Here is a 17,294-nt window from a genome sequence, read left to right as displayed (position 1 = left end):
GTTCCCGCCCGCGAGGACGCGGCCGCACCGGGATCGCCGGTTCGCGACCGAGGCGGTTTCGACCGTTGTGCTATAGGTCGAGGGGTGTCCACACTCAGCGACCTACTGGCCGAACACACCGACCTTCCCGGTGTCGCGGTCGATCATCTGCAGCGGGTGGTCGGTGACTGGCAGCTGCTCGCCGACCTCTCCTTCGCGGACCTGCTGCTGTGGGTCGGGGCCGGACCGGTCGACGACGGTGCCGATATCGTCTGCGTTGCGCAGTGCCGACCCACCACCGCCGCCACCGTGCACCAGGAAGACCTGGTCGGCTCACTGGCCCGGCGTTCGGAACATCCGCAGGTTTTCGATGCGCTGATCACCGGTCGGATCGAGCGCGTGGACACCGAGGGCGAGGCGTTGGGTGTCTATCACCCGCAGCCGGTCCAGGCGATTCGGGAAGCCATTCCGGTACGTTGCGGCGACGATGTGATCGCGGTGCTCAGCCGCGATACCGACCGGCTGAGGTCCCGGGTGCGCAGCAGTTTGGAAATCGCCTATGTGGCCTGCGCCGACGATCTGTGCCAGATGATCGCCGAGGGGACGTTTCCGACCACGGAGGACCGGGCCGCGACCCATTCCAGTCCCCGGGCAGGCGACGGATTCATCAGGATCGACACCGAGGGGATCGTCACCTATGCCAGCCCGAACGCGCTGTCGGCCTATCACCGCATGGGTTTGCAGTCGGACCTGATCGGTCAGGATCTGGCCGAGACCACTCGTTCGCTGATCACCGACCCCTTCGACGCGCAGGAGGTGGTCGGCGATATCCAGGCGGCATTGGCCGGACGGACCGGTCGGCGAATGGAGGTGGAGGCCCGTGGCGCCACGGTGCTGTTGCGCACGCTGGTGTTGCGGCCGCACGGCGAACTGGCGGGCGCCGCGGTGCTGGTACGCGATGTCACCGAGGTGAAACGCCGGGACCGCGCATTGCTCAGCAAGGACGCCACCATCCGGGAAATCCACCATCGGGTGAAGAACAATCTGCAGACCGTCGCAGCCCTGCTGCGGTTGCAGGCGCGACGGACCGAGAACGAGGAGGCCCGGGTCGCGCTGACCGAGTCGGTGCGTCGGGTCACCTCCATCGCATCGGTGCACGAGATGTTATCGATGTCGGTGGACGAAGAGGTGGACCTGGACGAGGTGGTGGACCGGTTGCTGCCGATCATGGCCGATGTGGCAACCGTGCACACCGCCCGCATAAAGGTGCGGCGGGAGGGGTCGCTCGGCGTATTCTCCGCCGAACGGGCCACCCCACTGGTCATGGTGCTCACCGAACTGGTGCAGAACGCCATCGAACACGCCTTCGATCCCGGGCGCGACGGTACGGTGACCATTCGCGCGGAACGCTCGGCCCGCTGGTTGGATGTGATCATCAGTGACGATGGGCGCGGCCTGCCCGCCGGTTTCAGCCTGCAATCCTCCGACAGTCTCGGGCTACAGATCGTGCGCACCCTGGTAACCGCCGAATTGGGTGGTTCCATCGGTCTGCATCCGGGCGCGGATATCGGTACCGACGCGGTTCTCCGGGTTCCGTTGGGACGGCGTTCGGGACGCTGAGCATTCACCGGTCGGGTGCGGAAACATTCGGGTCCGAATATGAGAAAAGCCCGGTACTCGCTGTACCGGGCAGTCGAACGTATACCGGGCCGGTAATGGCCCGGTTACGCCGGTCCGCGCTGGCTAGACGGCGGTGCGCGTACGGGTGCGCGCGTTGCGCCGCTTGAGGGCGCGCCGCTCGTCTTCGCTCATACCGCCCCATACTCCGGCATCCTGTCCGGACTGCAGGGCCCAGGACAGGCATTCGGCGGTTACGGGGCAGCGAGCGCAGACGAGTTTGGCATCGGCAATCTGCGCGAGCGCAGGACCACTGTTGCCCACCGGGAAAAACAGCTCAGGGTCCTCGTCACGACAGATCGCCTTGTGGCGCCAATCCATTCCTCTGCTCCTTTGTAGGGCGTCATTCGACGCCATCGGGTTGGTGGGTCGTTCACTTGTGCGAACTGAATGTTTCCGCACGGTTGCTTGTGAATGCTTTCACGAACACCGTAGATGTCAATAGGTATCCGGCGCACCGTGGGGAAACTCACGCCTGACTGTTCCTCTATCGAGGAACCCGCCCGGTCCTTTCTACCCGCTTCGCCCGGTTTTCGCAGCACAACCCGGACGTTGTCCTATTGATCACACCAATGGAGCCGGGCGCGGCGCTATCACGTCCAGAACATCCGGTACGGCCGTGAATTCCACCACGCTGCGTTTGCCGATGAAGTCGCCATCGATTTGCAGGCCGATTGGTTCGGCGCTCGAGATGCGCACCGATGGAACATCGTCGTCACGGAACAATTTCCGTGACTTCGGCTCGGAGTTCGGCGACAACAGTTGTGTTGCCAGGCGCAGTGTAGGCAGTAATGCCATGGTTCGCACGGCGAACACGCCGAGACCGGATTCGAACCGAGTATTGGGGTTGGTGCACACCGGAGTGGAGTTCAGATATGTCCACGGAGTGGTGTTGGTGACGAAAGCGTAATGCACCCCCTCGACCGGCTCATAACCGGGGACCTGCACCGTTGCTCGAGGCGGTGTGCGTTTGGCGCGGAAGAACTGCCGAACCGTGGTGCGCAGATAACGGCCCGGCGTCGCGGCGTGACCGCCCGCGCGACTGGCATCGATCGCCTCGCACACATCGGCGTCCAGACCCACGCCGGCGCTGAAACAGAACCACCGATCGTCGGCGATACCGAGCCCGATCCGCCGATCGACCGAAGCGCCCGGACGGCGACCCTCCACCCCCAACAGATCGATGAGCTGGTTGGTGGCTGCCACCGGATCGGGTTTCACTCCGAGGGCTCGCGCGAAAACGTTCGCCGAACCACCCGGGATCACACCCAGCCGAGGCCGCCATGCCTGACCGTCGTCGACCTGGGGCAACGGGACGAAACCGTTTATCGTTTCGTTGACCGTGCCATCGCCCCCGTGCACCACGATCAGGTCCATCTCGTTCGTCGCGGCCCATTGCGCCAGCTCGGCCGCGTGACCGCGATGCTGGGTGTGCGCGACGGTGAGCTGGGTTCGGCTTTCCAACGCATGTGCCAACAGGTCCCGAGTCGCCGCCGTGGTGGAGGTTGCATTGGGATTCACGATCAACAACGTCCGCACCCTCGCACCCTACTGGGTGCGATCGGATGCCGATCCGGGGCCGGTCGCCCTCGGACGAAGCGAGGGCCTCACTCCTTTCCCGCCGCCCGGACGGATGGATGGCGGGTGAGGTTGGTGAATGCGATCGTCGTCATATCCGTAGGCTGGCGACGTGGTCGAGCGAGATGACGTCGAGAAGGCACCCCCGACCGTCCGAGGTGCCGGCGCCCTGGTGGCTCTGGAGGGCGCCGTCGCGGTGATCGTGGCGATCGTGCTGGTGGTACGTGGCCTGTTGGGATACGACCAGACCGCCGCCAATGGCTATGGGACGGCAGCCTGGTTCGGGATTCTGGGGGGCGCGGTACTGGCGGCCGGGATCGGGTTGCTGTTCGGCCGTCGCTGGGGACGGGCCATCGCGGTGATCGCGCAGCTCCTGTTACTTCCGGTGGTGTGGTCGCTGCTCACCGACTCCCACCAGCCGCTCTACGGTTCGGTCCTGGGGGTGGTGGTGATCGGGGCGCTGGTGCTGCTCTTCCTACCGGCCACCTCGCGGTGGATGGCGTCGGAATACGGGGCGGGCGTGGACAGGGGCCGGTCCGACGGGTCCTGAACGGGGTTCCGCGACGCCCCCGCTGCCAATGTGGTCAAGGCGTCGCCGGCGAGCCGATAACCGACCCATTCGTCCTGGGCGACGGCGCCGAGCGCCTCGTAGAACTCGATTGCCGGAGTATTCCAGGTGAGTACCGACCAACCGACCCGGGTGTAGCCGCGGTCGACGGCCTCCCGCGCCAATGCGGCGACGAGCGCCTTGCCGAGTCCGGTGCCACGGGCCTCCGGACGAACGTAGAGGTCCTCCAGATGGATGCCGTGCACGCCATCCCAGGTGGAGAAGTTCAGGAACCAGATGGCGCAACCGGCCACCACGCCGTCCAAGGTCGCCACATGGGCGAACACCGAAGGCGACGGACCGAACAGGGCGGTGTGCAGCTGTTCGGATGTCAGTGTGCATTCGTCCCGGGCCTGCTCGTATTCGGCCAGATCGTAGATGAGGTCGACCAGGGCGGGAATATCATCCGGGGTGGCGCGGCGCACGATGGGTTGCACGTGAAGGGCTCCGTGACGGGTTGGTTCGGGGGATACGGATACATCCGATGCTCGGGTATCGGTGTGTCGGGACGTCCGCGGGAGCGGCGCCGTCGACGGTACCCATGATGCCTCGCCGGCGCCGGGCCGATCAGTTCGGGTCGTGGTCGTGCAGGGTCAGCACCACCAGGGGGATGGGTAGTGCGACGGTGGCCTGGAAATCGGCGAGAAGCGAATTGTCGCGTAGTACCTCCGCCGCGAACTCGTCGTATTCGGCACCGGTGAGGGCCCGGGCGGTTCCGTGGTGGATACGGTCGCCGATCTCCACGATCACCTCGGGATGAGCCCGCACATTGTGATACCAGGCCGGATACCGATCTTCGGCGAAGGAGCTGACGTAGAGGGTGTCACCCCGATACAGCGCGGCCAGCGGCACCACATGCCGTTTCCCGGTCCGGGCGCCGGTGGTGGTGAGCAACAGCAGCGTCGTATCGGCGTAGGCCCCGCCGACCCGGCCGGCATTGGCGCGGAACTCTCGGATCACATCGTGATTCCAGGTGGTGGGATTCTCCGGGAATTCCTGGTTCCAGGGCGCGTCGGGGCTGCCGTACCGGGTGATCGCACGGGGTTCGCCCGCGGTGCGCTGTGCTGTCTCGCTCATGGCCTCACTATGCCCGAGGACACCGACAGGGTTATGCGCTCCACCGCGCTATCCCGTTGTGGCCGAATCGTTTCGACCGGTGGTTCGGGGGCGGCCCGAACCGGCGGGGGCGCGGTCGGATCAGCCGAGTGCCACGAGTTCGCCGCCGCGTTGTTCGAAGATCGTGGTGCCGAGGACACCGATCGAGATGGGGGAACCGTCGTGGTCTTTGCGCGATACCGGAATTCGGGTCGTCACGGCGCCGGTACTCGGGTCCAGGGCGGCTATGGCGTCGGGAACCGGAACCAGCAGTCGGCCCGCCATCAGGGCCGGGCCGCCGAGGGCGTGGGGGGCGGTCCACATCGGATCGAAGGTACCGGCGTGTAGGGCGATAACGCTGTTGCCGGTGAAAACGAAATAGCCCGAACCGATTCGGGTGGTGGTGGCGGAGGCCGTGAGGGGGGCGGACAGTTCGTGTACCACCAGCGAATTGCCCGTGGCATCGAGAACCTTCAGCCGAGGTGCCTGCGGCTTCGGACCCTCGACTCCGGGTAGGTACAGGACGATTCGAGTGTCGGAGACAGCGAGCACCCGCGCGTCGGGGGAATCGGCGTCCGGCTCCTCCAACACATGGGTCCCGAACTCCTCGGGGACGGTATTGTCCTCCGGCGCCGGGTCGAGCACCGTTAGCCGGTTGGCGGGTTCGTTCGGGCAGCGTTCCAGGACCGCCAGCCGGGACGGGCTGCTTGCCGCCGATATCAGGGAACACCCTTGGCGTGGCTGGGTTTTCGGGTTGACCCTGGCGTCGACGTATCCGTACTCGAGGGTGCGCACCAGATCCGAGCGCCACATCTCCAGCCGGCGCGGTCCGAGGGCGAGCACATAGGTGCCGTCGGTGGACAGCCGGATCGTGTCGTCCATATGGCTGCTGCGGGCGGTGCGGCGCCGCCCGTCCTGACCCGAGAGCATGGTGGTCTGGCTGCAGCCGCGATCGTCCCGGTACACCGCGATGACCATGCCGAACTGCGACTCCACCCCGCACAGCGGCAGATCGCGCCGATACCGCCACACCTGTGCGCCGGTGCCCGGATCGCGGCCGGTCACGGTCCCGCCGTCGGCGGTGACCACCACCCCTTCGGAGGTGAGGACACGGTCGTCGGCCGTATCGGGAGCGCGCCACAGTTCCTTCGGCCGGGTGGGCAGCCGATCGGCGTTCGGCGGTCGCGTCACGGATTCGGTCGCGGTGATGGATTCGGCGCCGCGGGCATCGCTGCACGCCCATGCCGAGACCGCCGCGATCACCAGGACCACGGCGATCGCGGCGGCTGCGATGACATCGGCGCGCGTCCGCCGCTCGGGTGCGAGCACGGGTGCGAGCGTATCGGATCGGTTGGTTACGCCGACGCGGTGTGGCCCACGCTCGCCGTCGTCGCGGAGTCGTTGCCCGCCGGAGCCGACTCGTCCCGCTGCGGCGCTGCGGCGATGTCGGTGTCGGTCGCGGGGGAGTCTCCGGCGGTCTTTCGGCCTTCAGCCGTCGCTTCCGATCTGCCTGCCGTCGACATCGTTTCGGCGGTCGCGGGCTCGGTCCTCCGGTGCGTCGAACGGGTCCGGCGGGTCGTCCGGCCCGCCTTCGCCGATTCGGTCCCGCTCGGTTCCGCGGTGCTCGGCGCCGTGTCGGCCGCGATGTCACCGGTTGCTCCGGTGTCGCCGTCGGTCCCCGAATCGGCGCTCTTGCGGCGGCGGCGTCGGCGCCGGGCCGGGCGGTTGTCGTTCGTTTCGGCGGTATCCGTCGCGAGGGGTTCGGCGGCCGGCTCGGCGCCGTTCGTCTCTTCCGCGGTGGTATGGGTTTCCACGGTCTCGTCCGGTGTGTCGGTCGCGGTATCGGCGTCGGCCGACCTACGGCGGCGCCGCCGACGACGTCGGCCCGGACGCTCCTCGCCGGCCGCCTCGTCCGGAGTGTTCACGGTAGTGGTGTCACCGCCGGTGGTGTCATCGCCTGCGGTCTCGGACTCGGTGGTCGGGAAGTCGGTCGAGGCCGCTCCGGTGTCGGCGTGGTCGATGGGCTTTCCGCCGCGGGTGCGCCTGCGGTTGCGTTTGCGCGGAGTCCGTTCCGGCCGTTCGACGACGGTCGCCTCGGGATCGCGTTCGGGCCGCGGTTTCCGGAGATAGCCGGTGACGTCCTGCGGAATGCCCAGATCGGTGTACAGGTGCGGGGAGCGCGAGTAGGTCTCCACCGGTTCGGGGATGCCCAACCCCAGTGCGGCGTCGATGGCCGCCCAACGGTTGAGTTCGTCCCAGTCGACCAGGGTGACCGCGACACCGGTCCGTCCGGCCCGGCCGGTGCGACCGATGCGGTGGACGTAGGTCTTCTCGTCCTCCGGGCACTGGTAGTTGATCACATGGGTGACATCGTCGATATCGATACCGCGTGCGGCGACATCGGTGGCCACCAGAACGTCGATGGTGCCCTTGCGGAACTTGGCCAGCGCCTTCTCCCGCGCGATCTGTCCGAGGTCGCCGTGGACCGCACCGACGGCGAAACCGCGTTCGGCCAGTTCGTCGGCGACCTTCTGGGCAGTGCGCTTGGTGCGGGTGAAGATCATGGTGGCGCCGCGGCCCTCGGCCTGCAGCACTCGGGCGATCAGCTCACCCTTGTCCAGGGCGTGCGCCCGGTAGACGAATTGCGCGGTGCGCTCGTGTACGGCCGAATCGTGCGGTTCCTCCGCCCGGATATGGGTGGGTCGGGTGAGGAATGTGCGGGCCAGGGTGATGATCGGTCCCGGCATGGTCGCCGAGAACAGCATGGTCTGCCGACCGTCCGGGACCATGCCGAGAATGCGTTCGATATCCGGCAGGAACCCCAGGTCGAGCATTTCGTCGGCCTCGTCCAGCACCAGGACGGCGACCTTGCCGAGAATCAGATGCTGCTGGTCGGCCAGGTCCAGTAATCGTCCGGGTGTGCCGACCACGACATCGACGCCGGAGCGCAACGCCGCGATCTGGGATTCATAGGGGCGGCCGCCGTAGATGGAGACGACCCGCAACGGACCCTGCCCGCCACGCAGATATTTGCTTGCGTTCTCCAGATCCTGGGTGACCTGTAGGCACAGTTCCCGCGTCGGCACGATGACCAATGCCCGCGGGGTCCCGTCCAGGGGCGCGACGCCGGAATCGGCAGCGGTGATCCGGTGCAGCAGCGGCACCCCGAAGCCGAAGGTCTTGCCCATACCGGTGCGGGCCTGGCCGATGAGATCCTCACCGGCGAGCGCCAGCGGTAGGGTGAGCTCCTGAATCGCGAAAGTATGTTCGATGCCGATTTCACCGAGCGCACGCACGATATCGGCGTGGACGCCCAATTCGGCGAATGTCGGGGCGGTGTGTCGTTCGTCCAGTTCGGCTGTCAGCAGTGTGTCCGCCAGACCCGGTTCCTGTTCGACTGTGATCTTGCTCAGGTTCGTGCCTTCCCTCGTTATCGCGCTTCACGCGCACGAGGCGTGGGGCGGACCGGTCGGTCCACGACAACCACGGATCCGCCTGCGATACTCACCCGGCCGCCGCCTGATGTCAGCGGAGTCCGCCCATCGGGGACTGCCTGGAGGAGACATCGGCTCGGCGCACGCGGTGACGCGGATCTGGTGCGCGCACATTTTCCGTGGACATCGGAAAGCCGATTCGCCGCGACCGACGCGCCGCGGCACACCGGTCGTGTCTTTACTGCGCCGGCGGGCCGGGTATCGGTACAACCCTGTGGCCTCGATCGGGCGATACATTTTCCGTTGTCCGTCCCGATTGTAGCGTGATATTGTTCCGTCCCCGAAAAGCTGTCGAAGTATTTTTGACGGAAATCTCCCCTTTTATATGCATGCTCTGTCGTATGGGTATGTGTGCCAATCCGATTCATTCGCGAGAGGCGAACGATCCGCACCCGCGAATTCACTCCCGTGTCGCGATACGGCCGGGCGGGGGTGAGCCCGACCGCTGCCCGAGACGCGGGTATGAGACATTCATGGCCGTGGGTATCGCAGACACCGTCTCCCTGGCCGCGCGTAATGCGTGGGCACTGACATTCGGACCCGGAGTGCAATCACCCGACCCCACTCCGGCGACCGTGCTGTGGGACGAACCGCACCGCCGGTTGCTCCGTTTCGAGCCGGGGGTCGCCGCCGAATCCGCCTACTCGGGCCTACCACCCGATTCGGCGGTACTGCTGGTGCCGCCACTGGCCGCGCCCGCGAGCTGTTTCGATCTGCGTCCCGACCAGAGCCTGGCCCGGTTCCTGCTGGACACCGGCCGCGCGCCCTATCTCGTCGACTACGGCGAGATCACCTTCGCGGACCGGCGGATGGGTTTCGAGGACTGGATCGACGACATCCTCCCCGAGGCGATCCTGCGCACCTCGACCGACCGCGGCGGGGCGCCGGTCGATCTGGTCGGCTGGTCGCTCGGTGGCACCATGGCCCTGCTCACCGCCGCCGCCCATCATCACCTGCCGATCCGTTCCATCACCGCCGTCGGCTCGCCGCTGGACTACGACGCGATGCCGGGAGTCCCCCAACTGCGCGCCGCGGCGCGGCTCACCGGAGGCATGGGCGTCACCACCGCCGTCCGGGCCGCCGGCGGTATCCCGGCCCGGATGACGCGGCTCGCCTACCGGGTCACCGCCTGGGAGCGCGAGGTGAAACGCCCCTGGTATGTGGCGAGCAATATCGCCCGCACCGAGGCCCTGGCCCGAATGGAATCCGTCGACCGGTTCATGGCCCAGATGCCCGGCTATCCCGGCCGGCTGTACGGGCAGCTGTGGGGGCGACTGGTCCTGCACAACGACATCGGCCGCGGCGTCGTGCGGTTGGGCGATCGGGAGATCCGGCTGTCCGCGGTCACCGCGCCGGTGCTGTTGGTGGGTGGACCGAGCGATGTCATCACCCCCGCCGCCTCCGTCCGGGCCGGCATCCGGACCCTCACCGGTGCCGCCGCCGTGCACTACGAGACCGCGCCGGGAAGCCACCTGGGCATCCTGACCGGCACCACCGCCCGGAACACCACCTGGACCTACCTCGACAAATTCCTGACCACCCCCGCCTGAGCCGGTCGCCCGGCGGATCCGCCGGGCGACCGGCCGCGCCGAGCCGTGTGCGGAGTACCCCGGGAACCGGGTATTAGGCTGGATTGTCATGGGAGCACATCCACCCGCCGCGCTGGGTGTAACGCCGAACGAACCGGCCTCTTCGCCCGTCCCGGCCGACCACCCCGGTGTCACCGACCTGTTCGCGGTGCTCGCCTACGGCGAGATCTCCGCCTTCTACCGGTTGTCCGAGGAGGCCGCGCTGTCGCCGACCCTGCACGGCAAGGTCGCGGTCGCGAAGATGGCGGCCGCCGAGATGGCGCACTTCGAACTGTTGGAAGCGGCCTTGACCGAACGAGGGGTGGATATCTACACCGCCATGGCCCCGTTCGTACGGCCCCTGGACTCCTACCACCGTTCCACCGACCCCTCCACCTGGCTCGAGTCGATGGTGAAGTTCTATGTGGGTGACGGTATCGCCGCCGACTTCTACCGGGAGATCGCCGGAGCCCTCAGTCCCGATGTGGCCGCGGTGGTGCGCGACGTCCTGGCCGAGACCGACCATTCGGAGTTCGTCGTCGACGAGGTGCGACGCGCGGTGACGGCGAGCCGTTCCCAGCGGGACCGGCTCACCCTGTGGGGCCGACGTCTGCTCGGCGAAGCGATCACCCAGGCCCAGTACGTGATGGCGCAACGGGACGAACTGACCGAACTGGTTCTCGCCGTCACCGGCGACCTCAACGGTATTGCCGCTCTCTTCGAGCGAATGCAGACCGCGCACGCCGAGCGCATGGCCGTCCTGGGCCTGTAGGAAATCGGTCGGGCGTCGTCTCGTCACTCACCGGCCGCGCGCGACCGAACCAGCCGCAGCGCAGGGGCGGAGGCCTGTTCCCGATCGAGGAGCCAGATCACGAGAGTCTGTTCCCGATCGGCCTCCATCATCTCGAAGGACACATCGACCCGACCGTGATCCGGGTGATCGAAACCCAGCACACCGGACATATCCGTACCCGGACGTCGGGGTCGCCAGTCTCCGTCGAAATGCGGATGCTCGCGTAAGGCTTCGAGGGTGCGGCGCAGCTCGGCGTCACCCGGCCATCGCAGGGCGGCGCGCCGTAGCGCGTCGGCGAAGATATCGGCGGTCTCGGCCCAGTTCCGCAGCACCCGCCGCGCCATGGGATGGGTGTAGGTGTAGTGCGCGAGGTTCACCTCCGCCGGATCGTCGAGCATCCCCAGCGGGGTGACGAAATCCGCCCAGGCATTGTTCCAACCGAGGACGTCGAGTCGGCGGCCCAGAACGAACGCCGGATTCGGTTCGAGGGCGGCGAGAATGGTCTCGATGGTCTCCGGGACCCGATCCGGAGCCGGTGGGGATTCCGGACACCGACCGGCATGGCTACTGGTGAGCGCGAGCCAGCCGAATACGGCGCGCTCCTTGTCGTCGAGCAACAGCGCATCGGCCAAGGCCTCCACCACCGCCGCAGAGGGATTCGTATCCCGGCCCTGCTCCAGGCGGGCCAGATAGTCCGCGCTCACGCCGGCCCGTACCGCGACCTCCTCACGGCGCAGTCCGGGAGTGCGCCGGCGGCCACCCGAGGGCAGGCCGACATCGGAGGGGAGCAGTTCGGTGCGGCGCCTGCGGAGATAGTCGGCGAACGCGTTCGAAGCCATGCATCCATGGTGCCCGGTCCTCGCACCGATATCCGCGCCCTGCCAGGTCCAGGATAAACCGGGTCTGGATAGCGGACCGCGGTCCGGGAATCGTCGATGTCATGACGACGACATCAGAGAACGCCACCACCGAACAAGTACTGCGCCCGGGTTCCTGGGCCCTGGACACCCACCACTCCTCGGTGGCCTTCACCATTCGCCACCTCGGCATCTCCAAGGTCCGCGGGCGATTTTCCCGTTTCGAGACCGAGTTCGTGGTCGACGAATCCGGTGCGGCCACCGTGGGGGCCACCATCTATCTCGACTCGTTCGACACCGGGAACGCCGACCGTGACGCACATGTCCGCGCCGCCGACTTCCTGGATGTCGCCAATCGCCCCACCCTGGTGTTCCGGGCCGATCGCCCCGTCCGGGTCGCCGAGACCTTCGTGGTCGAGGGTACGGCCATCCTCGGCGAGATCACCCGACCGGTCACCCTGGACGTGGAGTGGGGTGGTATCGGATCCTTCGGCGACACCGGCGAACGGCATGCCGGTTTCTCCGCGACGGGAACCATCAAACGGACCGAGTTCGGTGTCGGCGGCGCACTGCCCGGAATACTCTCCGACACCGTGAAGATCGAACTCGAGATCCAGTTGGTCGAGCCGAAATCCTGACCACCCGCCCCGACGGATGTTCGCCCACAGCGCAGTGCACCGTGTACGCCCCGGGGACACCGCTGCACTAGCCTGGCAGGGACAACACAGGTACTAGGTTCGGAGGTTGGCCGTGGAGGTCAAGATCGGTATTTCGGATAGCCCGCGCGAACTCGTCATCACCAGTTCGCAGAGCCCCGAAGAGGTCGAGGCGCTGGTATCCGAGGCGCTGGGCAACGCGAGTGGCGTTGTCTCGCTGACCGACGACAAGGGCCGCAAGTTTCTGATCCAGGCCGCCAAGGTCGCCTACGTGGAAATCGGTACCGCAACCGCCGGCCGAGTGGGATTCGCGGCCGTGTGATTCGGCCCGCGCTCCGCGCGGGCGGTTCGCGGCCCTTCGGGCCCGGTATCTCCGCCCCGGGACTCGTGCCTTGGGCACGGCGCTTCGGGGGCGGAGATACGAGACGGACCGCGAACCTCGATGACAACCCTTCACGGGGTTGCTTTCGGAGGGGGCGGATGATCGCACCTGCCGCCTGCCGACGGAATCGGACTCAGTCGATCGGGTGCAGGGGGACGTGGGAGAGACCGCCCCAGGCCAGAGCGACCGTGGTGTCCACGGCGTCGTCCTTGGGGATGGGACGATCGGCCTCGAGCCAGTAGCGGGCGGTGAACTGACTCGCGCCGACCAGGCCCACGGCGAGGATGCGGGCCCGATACGGATCGAGACCGGAATCGTGGGCAACCAGGTCGTAGACGGCGTCGACGCAGGCCTCGGTGGCCTGTTCCACCCGGCGCTGCACCTGCGGTTCGTTGGTGAGGTCGGATTCGAAGACGAGCCGGAAGCCCTGCATCTCGTTGTCGACGAAATCGAAGTACGCCTGCACGGCGGCACGTACGCGCTGCCGGTTGTCGGTGGTGGATCGCAGCGCTTGGCGCACACTGGACACCAACATGTCGACATAGTTCTGTAGGACGGCCAGATACAGCTCCAGCTTGCTGGTGAAGTGCTGGTAGAGCACCGGCTTGCTCACCCCGGCGCACTGCGAGATCTCGTCCATTCCGGCGGCGTGGTAGCCACGGAGCACGAAAACCTCACTGGCCGCGGCCAGTAGCTGTTGCCGTCGTTCGTCACGCGGCAGGCGGGTTCCCCGTTTGGGGGCGGGTACGGCTGCGGATGGCGTACGCCGGGACGTCATCCGGTCCACGAGGTCGGTCATAATCGGATCTCCCAGTCGCTTCCCCGGCAGAAGGGGTGTGTACCGGGTCTTTCGAGCACCATACTCGCCTGAGCGGCCGTTGCCGACCCGGGTGGGGGATCCGGTCCGACTCGACGGTGTATAACTCGGTTCGGTCACAGACCTTCGCCCGCTCGATATAGCACCTGCTCGCCGGTGGGGGGCGTTATGAGAGCCTGGTGAGGTGACCGACCGACCGGACAGGATCGCCGGCGGTAGCCGCAGTGCCTCCGGGGAGGAGCGCAATGCGCACCGCGCCTCCGGGGAGGAGCGCAATGCGCACCGCGCCTCCGGGGAGGAGCGCAATGCGCACCGCCCGCCCGACTTCGACCCTGCCCGCGCCGAGGCCGGCGATGATCTCCCGGCCGACCGAGGCGGCGACGAGCCCACCGACCCGGATGTCCCGGATACCGATGCCCCGGATACCGCCGCGGCCGACGGCGCGACGCGAGAACCGGATGCACCGGCGAAACACCTACCGGCCGAGCCCGACCGTCGACCCCTGCGCGCCGAATGGGACCCGACCATCGAGGTGCCCTATCCACCCACCCGGCACGCCAAACCGGGCCGGCTTCGCAGCTTCGTCGCCACCTACGGGTGGCGCGCCTACGCGCTACCGCTGCTATTCGTCCTGACCGTGTTCGTCATCGCCGATGCCGTTCGCACCGGCCCGGAGCCCCGGTTGGACGCCCGGGAGCCGGCGCTCGGCACCCTCGGCGCTCCGCCGTCGCGCGCGGGGATCATCGGCGCTCCGCCGGGCGACGGCGAGTTCCCCGCCGACCTGCCGACCGGCGCGCTTCCCGAAGGCGGCGCCTTCGCCGAAACGGGAGCCGGCACCTGGCGGGTGGTCCGGGGCGGCACCGAGCAGCGGGGCGTGGGCGAACAGTACGTGTTCAGCTATACCGTGGAGATCGAGAACGGTATCGACACCTCGGCGATCGGCGGTGACGAGGCCGTCGCCCGAATGGTGGACTCCACGCTCGCGAACCCCAAGAGCTGGGTGCACGATCGCATGTTCGCCTTCCGGCGGATCGACCGCGGGGAACCGGATTTCCGCATCTCGCTGACCTCCCGGCAAACCACTCGCAATCTCTGTGGTTTCGAGATCCCCATCGATTCCTCCTGCTACAACTCCGACCTCGCGCGGGTGGTGCTGTCGGAGGCCCGGTGGGTACGTGGCGCCCTGGCGTTCAACGGTGATATCGGCTCCTATCGGCAGTACCTGGTCAACCACGAGGTGGGCCATGCCATCGGTTATTCCCAACATCAGCCGTGTGAGAACGACGGTGGACTGGCCCCGGTGATGATGCAGCAGACCTTCGGCACCGCCAACGACGAGATCGCCACCCTCGACCCGCACGGGGTGGTGCCGATGGATGGGAAGCGCTGCCGGTTCAATCCGTGGCCGTATCCTCGCGGGTGAACATCCGGCCGTCCGCGGGGCCGGCCGGTCGGCGGCGCGGTGGATACGCGACGATGGGTCGGGAAGAAACGGCCCGTACGGCGGTGTTGTACCCGGAACAGGCGCCGCGACGGGCAGACGGCCCGTCATATCGCACCGGCCAATTCGATACGAGGAGTTCTGGACGTGTCATCAGCGAAGTCCCTGCCGCCTCTGGTGGAACCGGCCGCGGAGCTGACCAGGGACGAGGTCGCCCGCTACAGCCGCCATCTGATCATTCCCGATGTCGGGATGGACGGGCAGAAGCGACTGAAGAACGCGAAGGTGCTGGTGATCGGGGCCGGCGGGCTGGGCTCGCCCGCGCTGCTGTACCTGGCCGCCGCCGGGGTCGGCACCCTCGGCATCGTCGAGTTCGACGAGGTCGATTCCTCCAATCTGCAGCGTCAGGTCATCCACGGTGAATCCGATATCGGCCGCTCCAAGGCCGACAGCGCTCGCGATTCCATCCTGGAGATCAACTCCGGTATCGACGTTCGGCTGCACAAGATGCGGTTGGAACCGGAGAACGCGGTCGAGCTCTTCCGCGAATACGACCTGATTCTCGACGGCACCGACAACTTCGCCACCCGTTATCTGGTCAACGATGCCGCCGTGCTGGCCGGTAAACCGTATGTGTGGGGTTCCATCTACCGGTTCGAAGGCCAGGCCTCGGTGTTCTGGGAGGATGCCCCCGACGGGCGCGGTATCAACTACCGCGACCTGTACCCGGAGGCACCGCCGCCCGGTATGGTTCCGTCCTGCGCCGAGGGTGGTGTGCTCGGTGTGCTGTGCGCATCCATCGGGTCGATCATGGTGACCGAGGCCATCAAGCTGATCACCGGTATCGGTGAGCCTCTGTTGGGGCGGCTCATGATCTACGACGCCCTCGACATGACCTACCGCACCATCAAGCTGCGCCGCGACCCGGAGCGCAAGCCGATCACCGAACTGATCGACTACGAGGCGTTCTGTGGTGTGGTGTCCGAGGAAGGTCAGGCCGCCGCGGCCGGGTCGACCGTCACCGCGACCGAGCTGAAGGACATGCTCGACGCCGGTGATGTCGAGCTGATCGACGTGCGCGAACCCGTGGAATGGGACATCGTGCACATCGAGGGCGCCACCCTCATCCCCAAGGATCGCATCCTGTCCGGTGAGGCGCTGGCGGAGCTGCCGCAGAATCGCAAGATCGTCCTGCACTGCAAGACCGGGGTGCGTTCGGCGGAGGCGCTGGCGGCCCTGAAACGTGCCGGCTTCTCCGACGCCGCGCATCTGCAGGGCGGGGTCATCGCCTGGGCCAAGCAGATCGATCCGTCGCTGCCCGTCTACTGACCGCCGGCGGTGCCGGTGCGGGTCCTCGGCGCCGCTACGCTGCGGCGGGAGACGTTCGGTGGTGAATGTTGCAGTTCGACTTCGGCGTGTCGTCCATGGTGCGGCGTGCTGTTCGGGGGTGCGCCGCCGGGAGTACGGTACGGCCGTGACCACCACTGTGGAACCTCCCGAACATGTGCGGGCCACATTCGGCCTACGTGAAGTGACCCCGGTCCCACTGGGTGACTGGGAGGGCGGCTGGCGCCTCGGTGATGTGGTGCTCAGCCCCGTCGCCGATCACGCCAGGGCGGCGTGGTCGGCGAAGGTGCGGGAAACGCTGCAAGTGGACGGATTGCGTCTGGCCCGGCCGGTGCGTGCCACCGACGGTCGGTATGTGGTGTCCGGGTGGCGGGCCGATACCTACCTCGGCGGTATGCCCGAACCACGGCACGACGAGGTGGTATCGATATCGCTGCGACTGCACGCGGCCACCGCCGGACTGGAACGGCCCCGGTTCCTGTCCCAGCCACCCATGGCGCCCTGGATGGACGTGGACGTTTTCGTCGCCGCGGACCGCTGCGCCTGGGAGGCGGCGCCCCTGCGAGCCCTGCGCACGGCCGGCGCGATACCGGAAACCCCGGACGGCCGGCGGAGCCTGGAACTGATCGGTCAACTGGCCACCCTGCGTAAACCGGTGCACAGTCCGGCGCAGCTGGTGCACGGCGATCTGTTCGGTACGGTGCTGTTCTCCGGTATGGAGACGCCGGGGTTGAGCGATATCACCCCCTACTGGCGGCCTCCGGCATGGGCCGCCGGGGTGATCGTGGTGGACGCCCTGTCCTGGGGTGGGGCGGATGACGGTCTGTTGGAGCGTTGGGCGGATCTGCCGGAATGGCCGCAGATGCTGTTGCGGGCGGTGATCTTTCGGCTGGCGGTGCACGCGCTGCATCCGCGGTCCACGCCGGAGGCCCTGCCGGGGTTGGCGCGGACGGCCGATATGGTGCGGTTCCTGCTATGAGCAGTATCACGCGGACAAGGGGTA

General features: G+C 67.3%; 15 protein-coding genes and 2 pseudogenes. 9 read left to right on the top strand and 8 right to left on the bottom strand.

All coding sequences use genetic code 11. From position 1 onward, the window contains the following. The first annotated feature begins 84 nt into the window (after nucleotides 1–84). The gene (locus ON32_RS16035; RefSeq protein WP_040791737.1) at nucleotides 85–1,599 is read left to right on the top strand and encodes a sensor histidine kinase; all 1,515 of its coding nucleotides are present in this window, start codon (nucleotides 85–87) and stop codon (nucleotides 1,597–1,599) included. 123 nt (nucleotides 1,600–1,722) lie between these two features. On the opposite strand, the gene ON32_RS16030 is transcribed toward ON32_RS16035, so the two are convergent. After that, nucleotides 1,723–1,977 carry a WhiB family transcriptional regulator gene (locus ON32_RS16030; RefSeq protein WP_040791736.1) on the bottom strand — a complete coding sequence of 85 codons (255 nt, stop codon included), beginning with the start codon at nucleotides 1,975–1,977 and terminating at the stop codon, nucleotides 1,723–1,725. A 243-nt stretch (nucleotides 1,978–2,220) separates the two neighbouring features. Beyond that, nucleotides 2,221–3,195: a diacylglycerol/lipid kinase family protein gene (locus ON32_RS16025; RefSeq protein ID WP_040791735.1), complete on the bottom strand. Its 975-nt coding sequence runs from the start codon at nucleotides 3,193–3,195 to the stop codon at nucleotides 2,221–2,223. 151 nt (nucleotides 3,196–3,346) lie between these two features. Between ON32_RS16025 and ON32_RS30125 the strand changes: the two genes are divergently transcribed. Further along, nucleotides 3,347–3,784 carry a hypothetical protein gene (locus ON32_RS30125; RefSeq protein WP_083874569.1) on the top strand — a complete coding sequence of 146 codons (438 nt, stop codon included), beginning with the start codon at nucleotides 3,347–3,349 and terminating at the stop codon, nucleotides 3,782–3,784. A 23-nt stretch (nucleotides 3,785–3,807) separates the two neighbouring features. On the opposite strand, the pseudogene ON32_RS16020 reads toward ON32_RS30125, so the two are convergent. The 4 genes and pseudogenes from ON32_RS16020 to ON32_RS16005 all read right to left on the bottom strand — a co-directional run. Continuing rightward, a pseudogene (locus ON32_RS16020) lies at nucleotides 3,808–4,269 on the bottom strand (GNAT family N-acetyltransferase); the annotation flags it as partial. 139 nt (nucleotides 4,270–4,408) lie between these two features. Next, complete coding sequence (locus ON32_RS16015) at nucleotides 4,409–4,918, bottom strand: nitroreductase/quinone reductase family protein (protein WP_040791734.1); 510 nt, start codon at nucleotides 4,916–4,918, stop codon at nucleotides 4,409–4,411. Nucleotides 4,919–5,038: 120 nt separating this feature from the next. After that, nucleotides 5,039–6,265, bottom strand: coding sequence for an Rv3212 family protein (locus tag ON32_RS16010; protein WP_040791733.1), 1,227 nt, complete (start codon nucleotides 6,263–6,265; stop codon nucleotides 5,039–5,041). Nucleotides 6,266–6,747: 482 nt separating this feature from the next. Next, nucleotides 6,748–8,316, bottom strand: a pseudogene (locus ON32_RS16005) (DEAD/DEAH box helicase); the annotation flags it as partial. Between the two features lie 593 nt (nucleotides 8,317–8,909). On the opposite strand from ON32_RS16005, the gene ON32_RS16000 reads away from it, so the two are divergent. Beyond that, nucleotides 8,910–9,980 (top strand): alpha/beta fold hydrolase, encoded by a 1,071-nt coding sequence (locus ON32_RS16000; protein ID WP_245551085.1) that lies wholly within the window; start codon nucleotides 8,910–8,912, stop codon nucleotides 9,978–9,980. 88 nt (nucleotides 9,981–10,068) lie between these two features. Further along, a complete protein-coding gene (locus tag ON32_RS15995) occupies nucleotides 10,069–10,770 on the top strand; it encodes a ferritin-like fold-containing protein (RefSeq protein ID WP_040791732.1) in 702 nt (233 codons plus the stop codon). Nucleotides 10,771–10,793: 23 nt separating this feature from the next. On the opposite strand, the gene ON32_RS15990 is transcribed toward ON32_RS15995, so the two are convergent. Further along, nucleotides 10,794–11,630, bottom strand: a complete 837-nt coding sequence (locus tag ON32_RS15990) for a helix-turn-helix transcriptional regulator (protein WP_040791731.1) — start codon at nucleotides 11,628–11,630, stop codon at nucleotides 10,794–10,796. A gap of 101 nt (nucleotides 11,631–11,731) precedes the next feature. Here ON32_RS15990 and ON32_RS15985 point away from each other — a divergent pair, with 101 nt between their 5' ends. Next, the gene (locus ON32_RS15985; protein WP_040791730.1) at nucleotides 11,732–12,286 is read left to right on the top strand and encodes a YceI family protein; all 555 of its coding nucleotides are present in this window, start codon (nucleotides 11,732–11,734) and stop codon (nucleotides 12,284–12,286) included. A gap of 112 nt (nucleotides 12,287–12,398) precedes the next feature. Continuing rightward, nucleotides 12,399–12,626, top strand: coding sequence for a DUF3107 domain-containing protein (locus ON32_RS15980; RefSeq protein WP_040791729.1), 228 nt, complete (start codon nucleotides 12,399–12,401; stop codon nucleotides 12,624–12,626). Between the two features lie 193 nt (nucleotides 12,627–12,819). Here the strand turns inward: ON32_RS15980 and fasR are convergent, their stop codons facing one another. Beyond that, nucleotides 12,820–13,485 (bottom strand): HTH-type transcriptional activator FasR, encoded by a 666-nt coding sequence (gene fasR / locus ON32_RS15975; protein WP_040791728.1) that lies wholly within the window; start codon nucleotides 13,483–13,485, stop codon nucleotides 12,820–12,822. Between the two features lie 202 nt (nucleotides 13,486–13,687). Between fasR and ON32_RS15970 the strand changes: the two genes are divergently transcribed. The 3 genes from ON32_RS15970 (at nucleotide 13,688) to ON32_RS15960 (ending at nucleotide 17,270) form a co-directional block, all read left to right on the top strand. Then, on the top strand, nucleotides 13,688–14,926 hold the full coding sequence (locus ON32_RS15970; RefSeq protein ID WP_040791727.1) for a DUF3152 domain-containing protein: 1,239 nt from the start codon (nucleotides 13,688–13,690) through the stop codon (nucleotides 14,924–14,926). 165 nt (nucleotides 14,927–15,091) lie between these two features. Further along, a complete protein-coding gene (gene moeZ / locus ON32_RS15965; protein WP_040791726.1) occupies nucleotides 15,092–16,273 on the top strand; it encodes an adenylyltransferase/sulfurtransferase MoeZ in 1,182 nt (393 codons plus the stop codon). Between the two features lie 157 nt (nucleotides 16,274–16,430). Next, nucleotides 16,431–17,270, top strand: coding sequence for a TIGR02569 family protein (locus ON32_RS15960; RefSeq protein ID WP_085995214.1), 840 nt, complete (start codon nucleotides 16,431–16,433; stop codon nucleotides 17,268–17,270). The last annotated feature ends 24 nt before the right edge of the window (nucleotides 17,271–17,294 follow it).

The organism is Nocardia paucivorans NBRC 100373, assembly GCF_000308675.1.
Taxonomy (GTDB): Bacteria; Actinomycetota; Actinomycetes; order Mycobacteriales; family Mycobacteriaceae; genus Nocardia; species Nocardia paucivorans.
The sequence above is the reverse complement of the archived record's forward strand: the minus strand, read 5'-3'. Positions and strand labels throughout refer to the sequence as shown.